This is a genomic window from Thermus igniterrae ATCC 700962 (genome assembly GCF_000376265.1).
GTDB lineage: Bacteria > Deinococcota > Deinococci > Deinococcales > Thermaceae > Thermus > Thermus igniterrae.
Genome location: NZ_AQWU01000068.1, coordinates 74,202 through 84,654 on the forward strand (window position 1 = coordinate 74,202; position 10,453 = coordinate 84,654).

Below are 10,453 nucleotides of genomic sequence, written 5' to 3' on the forward strand. Positions count from 1 at the left end.
CCAGGATGATCTACCCCATCCGCCTTTACGGGGACCCGGTGCTGCGCAAGAAGGCGCGCCCCGTCCAGGACTTTTCCGGGCTGAAAAAGCTCGCCGAGGACATGCTGGAGACCATGTTTGAGGCCCGGGGGGTAGGGCTTGCCGCCCCGCAGATCGGCCTTTCCCAGCGGCTTTTCGTGGCGGTGGAGTACGCCGACGAGCCCGAGGGGGAGGAGCGTCCCCTGCGGGACCTGGTGCGCCGGGTCTACGTGGTGGCCAACCCCGTCCTCCTCCACCAGGAGGGGCAGGTGGAGGGCACCGAGGGCTGTCTCTCCCTCCCCGGCCTCTACTCCGAGGAAGTGCCCCGGGCGGAGCGCATCCGGGTGGCCTACCAGGACGAGGAGGGGCGGGAGCGCACCCTGGAGCTGGAGGGGTACATGGCCCGGGTTTTCCAGCACGAGATGGACCACCTGGACGGGGTCCTCTTCTTTGAAAGGCTCCCCCGGGCCAAGCGGGAGGCCTTCCTGGAGGAGCACCGTCAGGAGCTGGCCCGCTTCCAGAAGGAGGCCAAGGCCTTCCTCAGGGAGCTTGCCGGGCGATGAGGGTGGCCTTCTTCGGTACCCCCGCCTGGGCGGTCCCGGTCCTGGAGGCCCTCCACCGCCACCACCAGGTGGTCCTGGTGGTCACCCAGCCCGACAAGCCCCAGGGGCGGGGCTTAAAGCCGAAGCCCAGCCCGGTGGCCCAGTACGCCCTGGACCACGGCCTTCCCCTCCTCCGGCCTGCCCGGCTTCGGGGAAACCAGGAGTTCCTGGAGGCCTTCAAGGAGGCCCGGCCCGAGGTGGCGGTCACCGCCGCCTACGGCAAGATCCTGCCCAAGGAGGTCCTCGAGGTCCCCCCCTATGGCTTCCTCAACCTCCACCCCTCCCTCCTGCCCAAGTACCGCGGGCCGGCCCCGGTGCAGTGGGCCCTCATCCACGGGGAGAAGGAGACCGGGGTGGCCATCATGAAGACCGAGGAGGGGCTGGATACCGGGCCCCTCTACGCCCTATGGCGCACGGAGATCCTCCCCGAGGAGGACGCCGTGGCCCTTTCCGAGCGGCTTCGCGACAAGGGGATTGAGCTCCTTTTGGGGGTGCTGGAGGACCTTCCCCACCTTACCCCCATCCCCCAGGAGGGCGAACCCTCCTATGCCCCCCTCCTCACCAAGGAGGAGGGACATATCCGCTTTGGGGAAAGCGCAGAGGCCATCTTCAACCGCCACCGGGGGGTGCAGCCCTGGCCGGGTAGCTATTTCTTCCATGGGGGGAAGCGGGTGAAGGTGCTGAGGATGCGCCCCGACCCTGGCCGGGGGGAGCCTGGGGTGGTGCAGGGGGTGGACCGGGAGGGGGTTTTGGTGGGCACCGGGGAGGGTCTTATCCGCCTCCTTCAGGTCCAGCCGGAAGGCAGGCGCCCCATGCCCGCCGCCGACTGGGCCCGGGGCTATGGGGTGGCCCCGGGCACCCGGCTCGGCTAAAACTCCTCGTCCCACTCCACGATGGTTTCGCTGGTCAAGGTGGTGGCGGGGCGCTCGGTGGTGGCCGCCACCTCTTCCCCCCGCTCCTTCAGGAGGCCGAACTGGGCGGCGATACCCCTCAGCCCCGCCCCGGCGAAGGCCACCACCAGGAACACGGTGAGCCCCCAGGCCAGGTAGGGGATGAGGCCCTGACCGATGGAAAGGTTGGCAAGGAAACCCAGGAAGGGAAGGTTGCCGTAGTCCGCCATGACCGAGCCGAAGTAGGAAAGCCCTTCGGCCAGAATGGGCAAAAAGAGGAAGAGAAAGGCGAGGCCCAGGAGGTTCCAGTACACGTTCCGCCCGCCGAAGGTGAGGCGGATGAGGTAAAGGGGAAAAAGGCTCAAGGCGGCGGCCAAGAGGAAGAAGACCGCCCGGGGAACCCCCGCCGTTTGTGCCAGGAAAAGCTTCAAGAAGAGCCAAGGGTTTTGGCTGGGTCCTTGCCCAAATGCTCGTTTTAGCTCTTCAAGGGCCTCATAGACCACCAGGGCGTCCAGGGTTCGGATACCCGTGGCCCCTGAGAGGTGCACGAGGGTGCGGGAAACCTGGTCCGTAAGGGCGGGATCAATGACGGCGAAGACGGGCTCGAGGTTGGCGCGGAACTGCCACAACGCCCGGTCCAGGTGGTACCTTCCCTGCGCCAGGTTTCCCCGCCCCAAAGTGGCAATGGCGAGACCCACCTCCGCTTGCACTTGGTTTAGGGCTTCCAGCAGTTCAAAGTTGTAGTTGTAGCCCAGAGTGTAGGCCTGGCGGCGCACCGCCTCCGCCGTGGCCCGGTCCATCCAGGGTGGGGTGTAGAAGGTTTCCACCGAAGGAGGGCTGGCCTGCGCTGTGTCCGCTGGGGGAGTGGGGGCGGATTGGGAGGGACTGGGGAGTGCGGTGGGTGTGGGGGAAGGCGCAGGGGCGGTGGGGGATGTGGCGGGGGCCGGGGCAGGCGTGGGGCTGGCCTGGGCTTTGGGGGCCGGGGCCAGGAGGGCCTTGCGCCAGGCGGCCACTTGGTTCCGAAGCCGCTCCACCTCGGGGCGGAAGGCCTCCCCCGAGGAAACCTTGGCCAAGGCCTGGATGAAGTCCTGGGCCTTCAAGGTGCTTTGCGGGCTATCCTGGACCACCAAAAAGCGGGCGTAGGCCCGGGCCAAGGCCAGGTAGGCCTCGGGCCTCGAGGCCGCCCCTAGGGCCTTACCCAGGTCCTCGCTCATGGCCTGGAGGAAAAAGGCCTCGAGGCGGCGCCTGGCTTCCTCGGCCCCTAAGCCCTGGACCCCTTGGACGAGGGACGAGGGGAGGCCCGTGGCCCGGGCCAGGCGGGAGAGGTAGGGGGCTTTTTCCCCCTGAGCGGCCTGGAAGAAGCCGTCGTAGAGGGCCTTGCCCATGAGGTGGCGCACCAGGAAAAGGCGGGCCTCGAGGTCCGCCTGGCTCTTCCGCAACACCGCCTGCCTCAGGTCCTGCAGGTGGGTCAGGACCGCGTCCCGCAGCACGGGGGGAAGCCCCTCCCCCTCCTGGCGCAGGAGGCTTTGCGCCCGGTCCAGGGCAGACAAGGCCTGGGTGGGGTTTTCCAGGCGCACGGCCTTCAGGGCCTCCTCCAGGCGGTCGTAGACCTGGGGCAAGGGGGCAGCCAGGGCCAAGAGGCCAAAGACCAGAACCAGGGCAAGCCATCTTTTCATTCGCCGACCTCCGCCATGGACACCAGCCGCCTGAGCCCGTGGAGCAGGCGGCCTACGTTGGTCTCCTTGCGCGCCAAGAGGCCCACATACCCCTGGGCGAGGGGCCTTAGGGCCACCACGCTTTCCTGCAGCACCGCATAGAAGATCCCGTAGCCCTGCCGCAGGAGGAGCAGGTGGACGAGCTCCAGGGGCACGGGCTCCCCGGCGAAGAGCTCCTCCTTGCCGGCGGGCCCCGCCACCACCACCCCCGTCACCCCTTCCAGCCGGGCCAGCCGGCGGGCCAGGTTCTGCCGGGCGGTGGGGTCCTCGAGGTCCACCACCTCCTGGAGCAACTCCTCCTCCTCCTCTTCCTCGGCCATCTCCGAGGCCTGGGCCGCGGCCAGGCTTTTGAGCTCCCGCACCAGGGCCTTGAGCTCCGGGGGCATCTCCCGGAAGGGGAGGAGACGGCCCAGCTCCGGCCAGAGGGTCCCCTCAATAAGCCTCACCCAGGCGCCCGGGCTCCTGGGGGTCTCCTGGGCCAGGGCCCGTCCCAGCAGGTTTTGTGCGGCCCGGGGGGAGATATAGCGGCTTAGGATCTGCAAAAGGCTTTCCTCCATAGGGTGCACCCAGGGGCTTGCCAATCTGCCCCTCAGAGTGTACCATATCCAGTGCCCGAGGGATCGGGCACCCGCCGCTGGGGTGTCGTCTAACGGCAGGACAGCGGACTCTGGATCCGCCGGTCGTGGTTCGAGTCCACGCACCCCAGCCAAACTCTGGCCCCATCGACTAGTGGTTAGGTCACCGCCCTTTCAAGGCGGCGGCGGGGGTTCGAATCCCCCTGGGGTCACCACAAGCAGTCCGAGCCGCGCATGGCCCCATCGTCTAGAGGCCTAGGACACGGCCCTCTCAAGGCCGAGACGGGGGTTCGAATCCCCCTGGGGTCACCAGAAGCGGCTCGGATTGCCCTTTTTCTCCTTGACGCTTGCCTGTTTTTCCGGCAGACTGGGTTTGCCATATACCCCCTCCTGGTATAGGGGGGTGTAACGTGGAGGAAAAGGAGGCGCCCATGGAGTTCACCCTGGCAGGGCTTGCGGGAAGTAGCGCACAGGAGGAGCGCTACGATGTGGTCATCGTGGGCGGAGGGCCTGCGGGCCTCACCGCCGGCATCTACACGGGCCGCGCCCAGCTCAAGACGGTCATCGTGGAGAAGGGACTTCCCGGGGGACAGATCGCCCAAACCGACGAGGTGGAGAACTACCCCGGCTTTCCCGAGGGCATCTCCGGGCCCGAGCTGGCCAGCCGCATGGTGCAGCAGGCGGAGAAGTTTGGGGCCCGCATCGTCATGGACGAGGTCCTGGGCCTGGAGCGGGAAGAGGGGGGGTTCCTGGTGCGGGGGTTTGAGCGCGCCTACCGGGCCCGCGCCGTCATCCTGGCCACCGGGGCCAACCCCCGCAAGCTGGGGGTGCCGGGGGAGGAGCGCTTCTACGGCCGGGGGGTTTCCACCTGCGCCACCTGCGACGGCTTCTTCTACCGGGACAAGGAGGTGGTGGTGGTGGGCGGGGGGGACGCCGCGGTGGAGGAGGGCCTCTTCCTCACCCGCTTCGCCCGCAAGGTGACCCTGGTCCACCGCCGCGATGAGCTCAGGGCCAACAAGGTGGCCCAGGCCCGGGCCTTCCAGAACCCCAAGATGCACTTCCTCTTCTCCCACATCGTCACCGAGATCCTGGGGGAGGATAGCGTCACGGGGGTCCGGTTGCGGAACCTGAAGACGGGGGAGGAGTACGTCTACCCCACGGACGGGGTCTTCGTCTTCATCGGCCACGAGCCCAACACCGCCTTCCTCAAGGGGGTGGTGGAACTCCGTCCCGATGGGTACGTGGCCGTGCGCGATGAGGTCTTCACCTCGGTGCCCGGCATCTTCGCCGCGGGGGACGTGGCCGACCCCATCTACCGCCAGCTCACCACCAGCGTGGGGGCGGGGACCCGGGCGGCCATGATGGCCGAGCGCTACCTGGCGGAGGAGGCCGCGGCGGTGGGCCACTGAGGCCGTGGGCTGGGGAAGGTACGTCTGGGCCCTCCTCCATCTGGGCCTGGCCCTGGCCCAGACCCTCTACCTTCCCCTGGACGACCGGCCGCCCAACTGGGCCCCTTGCACCTGGGGCCCGGTCCTCTGTCCCCCCAGGGAGGCCTACCGGGGGCCCATGGGGGCGGACCTGGAGGCCCTTCAGGCCTGGCTCCGCGCCACCCCGGGGGAGAGGCTCGTGGCCAGCCTGGACGCCCTGGCCTACGGGGGGCTTCTCCAAAGCCGCCACCTGCCCCTGGCCCCGGGGGAGGCCCTGGCCCGGCTGGAGCCCCTCCTCCTCTGGAGGGCAGCGCATGGGGGAGAGCTTTTCCTCTTCGCCGTGGTGCCCCGCTGGGATGCCACCCAGCGGGGGCGCAACCTGGCGGTCCTCGAGACCCTCGCCCCCTGGTCCACCCTGCCGGGGGTCCATCTGGAGGTGGTCTGGGACGATGCCCTCAGGGGTTCCCCGGCCCCAAAGGAGGCCCAGGCCCTGCCCTACCCAAGCCGCCCCGGGGCGGATGAGGCGGGGCAGGTCCTCCTCCTGAGGGCCCTGAGGCCCGGCCTGCGGGTGGCGGTGGTCTATGGGGAAGGGAACCTTGAGGAGCGGGTGACCCCCTACGAGGGCATTCCTTTAGGGGAGACCGTGGCCAGGCTCCTCCGTAGTGCCGCCGCCCGGGAGGTGGGCCTGGGGGAGGGGCCAGACCTGGTCCTCTACCTCCACGGGGGAGGGGACGCCAGGAGGGCCACCCTGGACCTCCTCAGGCTCATGGCCCGCCACCCCGTGGCCCTGGCCGACCTTTCCCAGGTGAACCGGGGGGATCCCGGGCTCATGGCCTATCTGGAGGCTCTCGGCCTATACCCCAGGCTGGCCGCCTACGCCAGCTTCGGCACCCCGGCCAACAACCTGGGGGCCACTCTGGCCCAGGGGGGGCTTTTCCTGGACGACCCTGGGGGCCGGCTGGCCCGCCTGGCCGAGGCCTACTTCGCCTACTGGTGGGGGGAGGTGGGCCGCCCCTGGGTGCGGGCCCGCTTCTCCGAGCCCCTGCCTCCTGGGGCAAAAGGGGTGGGGGAGCTTTGGCCCCATAGGGAGCTGGAAGGGCACCGGGTGGACCTCCGCGGCCTGGCCTTCCCCTGGGGCCGGGCCTTTGAGGCCGAGGCCCGTCTGGACTTGGTCTTTCTTTTGCGCCCGCCTCATCTGCTAGAGTAGAGGACGTGACCCCCCAGGTGTTGGAGCTAAAGCGGCTTCAGGCCCTCACCGAGGCCTGGCGCCTTTTGGCCCCCCTGGAGCGCCGGGAGGCGGTCTACCGGAGGGTGGTGGAGACGGTGAAGGCCAACACCCGGGCGGTTTCCGTGCTCTTCTTCCTCCACCGCCCCGAGGAGGACGCCCTGGAGCTGGTGGCCGCCGAGGGGCTTTCCCGGGACCAGATCGGCTTCCGTCTGCCCCGGGGCCAGGGCCTTTCCTGGGTGGTAATGGAAAGGGGCGAGCCCCTTTTCGTCCCCGATGTCTCCCAGGACCCGCGGGCGGTCTTCCTCCGCTCCCGGCGCGAACCCGGGATTTACCTGGGGGTGCCCTTGCGGGACCCCGAGGGGCGCATCCTGGGGGTGCTCTCCATGGACACCGCCGGGGGTGCGGGGGAGATCCTGCCCGAGGAACGCTTCTGGGTGCAAGCGGTGGCCGAGGCCGCGGGGCTCGTCCTGGGGCGCATCGCCGCCCTGGAGCGCGCCCAGGCGGAGGCTGAGCGGCAAAAGGCCCTCCTGGGCTTCACCCTGGCCCTGGAGAGCGCCCGGGAGCCCATGGCCATGGCCCAGGAGGCCCTGGATACCCTCCTGCGCCTCACTCCCTACCACGGGGGGGCGCTTTACCTCTTCCAAGAGGGGCAGGTGCGCCCTGCGGTCATCTCCGGACGCTACCCTCCGGACTTCCCCCGGCTTTACGAGGAGCATCCCATCCGCTTCGGCCAGGGGCTTTTGGGCCATCCCCGGCTTTGGGAGGGGCCGGTGTACGTGGAGGACTACGCCCGCTTCCCCGGGGCCCTGAAGCCCTATGCGGAAAGCGGCCTGCGCTCGGCCCTGCTGGTGCCCATCCGGCCGGAGGGGCGGCGCTACGGGGTTTTGGCCCTGGGCTCCTTTGGCGAGCGGATTCCCTACCGCCCGGAGGATGAGGCCCTCTTAAGGCTGGTGGCCCGGCGGCTGGAGGAGGCCCTGGAGCGGCTTTTTCAGTTCCACACCCTGAGGCGCACCCGGGAGGCCGCCCTCAAGGCCCTGGCCCGGGTCCTGGAGTACCGGGACCTGGAGACCAAGGGGCACGTGGAGCGGGTGGCCGAGCTTTCCCTGCGCCTGGGGGAGGCCCTGGGCTTCCAGGACCTCGAGGGCCTCCGCCTGGGGGCCTACTTCCACGACCTGGGCAAGCTGGCCCTTCCCGACGAGATCCTGCGCAAACCGGCCGCCCTTTCCACCGGGGAGTGGCGGGTGGTCAGGACCCATCCCGAGGTGGGTCTAGAAATCTTGAAAAGCCTTCCCTTCCTGCCCAAAACGGCGCTCAACGTGGTCCTCTACCACCACGAGCGCTGGGACGGCTCCGGGTACCCCAAGGGCCTCAAGGGGGAGGCCATCCCCCTCGAGGCCCGCATCTTCGCCGTGGTGGACGTCTACGATGCCCTCATCTCCGAACGCCCCTACAAACGGGCCTGGACCCCCCTCGAGGCCCAAAAGGAACTGCGCGCCCTGGCGGGCAAGGGCCTGGACCCCAAGGTGGTGGCGGCCTTTTTGGAACTCCTAAGCTGAGCCCCTGGCGAGTCCTGCCAGGGGCTCAGCCGCCTTTCGGAAAGGCCTTACTCCACCGTCACGCTCTTGGCCAGGTTCCGGGGCTGGTCCACGTCCCGCCCCAGAAGCACCGCCACCTCGTAGGCCAGAAGCTGCAGGGGCACCACGCTCACGATGGGGTAGAGGAGGGGATGGACCTCGGGCAGGTAGACCACGTCCTGGGCCAGCTTGCGGATCTCCTCATCCCCCTCGGTGGCCAGGGCGATGACCTTCCCCCCCCGGGCCCGCACCTCCTGGATGTTGGAAAGGGTCTTCTCGTAGAGGGGTCCCCGGGTGGCCAGGACCACCACCGGCAGGTGCTCGTCAATGAGGGCGATGGGCCCGTGCTTCATCTCCCCCGCGGGGTAGGCCTCCGCGTGGATGTAGCTGATCTCCTTGAGCTTCAAGGCCCCCTCGTAGGCGGTGGGGGCCTGGACGTGGCGTCCCAGGAAGAGGAAGTCCTGGGCCTGGTGGTACTTCTCGGCGATGTGGGCGATGAGGGGGCGCTTTTCCAGGACTTCCTCCACCAGGCGGGGGAGCTTGCGCATCTCCCGGATGAGCCCTTGGGCCTCTGCCTTGGTCAGGGTGCCCCGGGCCCGGCCCAGGCGCACCGCCAGGAGGGCCATGGCCGCCAGCATGGCGGTGTAGGCCTTGGTGGAGGCCACCCCGATTTCCGGCCCCGCGTGGATGTAGAGGACATCCTCCACCTCCCGGGTGATGCTGGAGCCCTTGGCGTTGATGACCCCCAGGGTGCGGGCCCCCTTGCGCTTGGCCTCGCGGATGCCCTCCAGGGTGTCAATGGTCTCCCCCGACTGGCTGATGGCCACCGCCAGGGTCCTTTCGTCCACCACCGGGTCGCGGTAGCGGTACTCGCTGGCCACGTCCCACTCCGCCGGCACCCGGGCCAGGATCTCCAGGAGGTACTTCCCGTACCAGCCGGCGTAGGCGGCCGTGCCGCAGGCCACCAGGTGGACCCTTTCCACCTCCTTAGGGTCCAGGGAGAGGTCCAGGTCCACGTCCCCCACCTCTTCCCGGAGCCGGCCTCCCAGGGTGTTTTCCAGCACCCAGGGCTGCTCGTAAATCTCCTTGAGCATGTAGTGGGGGAAGCCCCCCTTCTCGGCGGCCTCCAGGGTCCAGTCAACCTCCACCACTTCCCGCTCCACGGGGTTCCCTTCCAGGTCCGTGACCTCCACCCCTTCCCGGGTGATGCGGGCCAGGTCCCCGTCGTGCAGGAAGATGACCCGCCGGGTGTAGGGCAAAAGGGCGGGCACGTCCGAGGCCAGGAAGTTCTCCCCCTCCCCCAGGCCGATGACCAGGGGGCTCACCGTCCGGGCGGCCACGATCTCCGTGTGGTCCTCGTGGGCCACCACCACCGCGTAGGCCCCCCGCACCTCCTTCAGGGCCTCCCGCAGGGCCAGGAAGAGGTCTCCCCGGTACTTTTCCTCTACCAGGTGGGCCAGGACCTCGCTGTCGGTTTCCGAGGTGAAGCGGTGGCCCCGGGCCTGGAGGGCCTCTTTAAGCTCCAGGTAGTTCTCAATGATGCCGTTGTGGATAACGGCGATCCTCCCGTCCTCCGTGGTGTGGGGGTGGGCGTTGGGGTCGGTGGGGGCCCCGTGGGTGGCCCAGCGGGTGTGGCCGATGCCCAAGGGCCCCTCCAGGTGCCCCTCCTTCAGAGCCCCCTCCAGGGCGGAAAGCTTCCCCGCGCGCTTCACCACCCTAAGCCCCTCGGGGGTCCGCACCGCCACCCCGGCGGAGTCGTACCCCCGGTACTCCAGCCTGCGCAAGCCGTCCAAAAGCACGTCTGTGGCGTTCCTGAAGCCAATGTAACCCACGATTCCGCACATGCATAACCCCTTGAGGAGCCCCTGAGGCTCCGCGCTAACCCCTGTTGACGCCCTGCCCTTTGGTTGTCCCGTCCCTGCGGGCTTTCCCTCGGGCTTTGCTCAGGCGGGCGGGGCGGGCACACCCCGGGCGGCATCCGCGGATTCCTCGATCTTTCCCGGTTTCCCGGTTATCCCCTCTTCGGGGTCCGCCACCTCGTCAGGCCCATGGGGCCCCCTGCGCTTCCCGCCTTCCTTCCCTCCGCGTGCGGTTTTCTCCTCCGGCTTCCCACCCCCTTTCCCGGGGGAGTATAGCAGAATCTTAAGGCCCGGTGCTGGGCTTGCCTTGCAAAGGTCAGGAGGACGGGTGTATATCTCTCTCCTGATGGGCAAGCGAGGCTTCCTTCGCAGGGAGGCAAGCCCCAAGGAGGTCTTGGAACACTGCCTGCGCCTGGCCCGGGAGGTGGCCCCTCCCACCCCCAAAGGCAAGCGGGGCCGCCCCTGGCGCTACAGCCACGCCCTTTACCTGGCCCTCCTTCTCTTCCGCGCCTTCTTCCACCTCACCTACCGCGAGACGGAGGCCTCACTCCAGGACCTGATGGAA

Annotated in this window: 9 protein-coding genes and 3 tRNA genes; 9 read left to right on the forward strand and 3 right to left on the reverse strand. The window is 68.9% G+C overall.

The window, feature by feature from the left end; translation table 11 throughout:
• The first annotated feature begins 5 nt into the window (after positions 1 to 5).
• Positions 6 to 581 carry a peptide deformylase gene (gene def, locus B128_RS0109060; RefSeq protein WP_018111957.1) on the forward strand — a complete coding sequence of 192 codons (576 nt, stop codon included), beginning with the start codon at positions 6 to 8 and terminating at the stop codon, positions 579 to 581.
• Positions 578 to 1,492: a methionyl-tRNA formyltransferase gene (gene fmt / locus B128_RS0109065; protein ID WP_018111958.1), complete on the forward strand. Its 915-nt coding sequence runs from the start codon at positions 578 to 580 to the stop codon at positions 1,490 to 1,492. The genes def and fmt overlap by 4 nt, the downstream gene beginning before the upstream one ends.
• On the opposite strand, the gene B128_RS0109070 is transcribed toward fmt, so the two are convergent.
• Positions 1,489 to 3,186 (reverse strand): hypothetical protein, encoded by a 1,698-nt coding sequence (locus tag B128_RS0109070; RefSeq protein ID WP_018111959.1) that lies wholly within the window; start codon positions 3,184 to 3,186, stop codon positions 1,489 to 1,491. The two genes, fmt and B128_RS0109070, sit on opposite strands and share 4 nt — an antisense overlap.
• A complete protein-coding gene (locus B128_RS0109075) occupies positions 3,183 to 3,782 on the reverse strand; it encodes a hypothetical protein (RefSeq protein ID WP_018111960.1) in 600 nt (199 codons plus the stop codon). Before B128_RS0109075 ends, B128_RS0109070 begins: the two co-directional genes overlap by 4 nt.
• 78 nt (positions 3,783 to 3,860) lie before the next feature.
• Here B128_RS0109075 and B128_RS0109080 point away from each other — a divergent pair.
• From B128_RS0109080 to B128_RS0109105, 6 genes are all read left to right on the forward strand, one after another.
• Positions 3,861 to 3,934: transfer RNA gene (locus B128_RS0109080), tRNA-Gln, on the forward strand.
• 6 nt (positions 3,935 to 3,940) lie between these two features.
• A tRNA-Glu gene (locus tag B128_RS0109085) sits at positions 3,941 to 4,015 on the forward strand.
• A 21-nt stretch (positions 4,016 to 4,036) separates the two neighbouring features.
• Positions 4,037 to 4,112 (forward strand) — tRNA-Glu (locus B128_RS0109090).
• Positions 4,113 to 4,231: 119 nt separating this feature from the next.
• Positions 4,232 to 5,209 carry a thioredoxin-disulfide reductase gene (gene trxB / locus B128_RS0109095; protein ID WP_026175150.1) on the forward strand — a complete coding sequence of 326 codons (978 nt, stop codon included), beginning with the start codon at positions 4,232 to 4,234 and terminating at the stop codon, positions 5,207 to 5,209.
• A 4-nt stretch (positions 5,210 to 5,213) separates the two neighbouring features.
• Entirely contained in the window at positions 5,214 to 6,434 is a 1,221-nt protein-coding gene (locus B128_RS0109100) for a DUF4127 family protein (protein ID WP_018111962.1), read from the forward strand.
• 5 nt (positions 6,435 to 6,439) lie between these two features.
• The gene (locus B128_RS0109105) at positions 6,440 to 8,011 is read left to right on the forward strand and encodes an HD domain-containing phosphohydrolase (RefSeq protein WP_018111963.1); all 1,572 of its coding nucleotides are present in this window, start codon (positions 6,440 to 6,442) and stop codon (positions 8,009 to 8,011) included.
• Between the two features lie 47 nt (positions 8,012 to 8,058).
• Here the strand turns inward: B128_RS0109105 and glmS are convergent, their stop codons facing one another.
• The gene (glmS, locus tag B128_RS0109110) at positions 8,059 to 9,873 is read right to left on the reverse strand and encodes a glutamine--fructose-6-phosphate transaminase (isomerizing) (RefSeq protein ID WP_018111964.1); all 1,815 of its coding nucleotides are present in this window, start codon (positions 9,871 to 9,873) and stop codon (positions 8,059 to 8,061) included.
• 343 nt (positions 9,874 to 10,216) lie between these two features.
• On the opposite strand from glmS, the gene B128_RS0109115 reads away from it, so the two are divergent.
• Positions 10,217 to 10,453: hypothetical protein (locus B128_RS0109115; protein ID WP_018110316.1), on the forward strand; the 237-nt coding region annotated here is incomplete at its 3' end.

Excerpts from the sequence above, each read along its gene's own strand:
- def (WP_018111957.1), top strand. The coding sequence starts at position 6 with ATGATCTACCCCATCCGCCTTTACGGGGACCCGGTGCTGCGCAAGAAG.
- trxB (WP_026175150.1), top strand. The coding sequence starts at position 4,232 with ATGGAGTTCACCCTGGCAGGGCTTGCGGGAAGTAGCGCACAGGAGGAG.
- glmS (WP_018111964.1), bottom strand. The coding sequence starts at position 9,873 with ATGTGCGGAATCGTGGGTTACATTGGCTTCAGGAACGCCACAGACGTG.
- B128_RS0109075 (WP_018111960.1), bottom strand. The coding sequence starts at position 3,782 with ATGGAGGAAAGCCTTTTGCAGATCCTAAGCCGCTATATCTCCCCCCGG.
- B128_RS0109070 (WP_018111959.1), bottom strand. The coding sequence starts at position 3,186 with ATGAAAAGATGGCTTGCCCTGGTTCTGGTCTTTGGCCTCTTGGCCCTG.
- fmt (WP_018111958.1), top strand. The coding sequence starts at position 578 with ATGAGGGTGGCCTTCTTCGGTACCCCCGCCTGGGCGGTCCCGGTCCTG.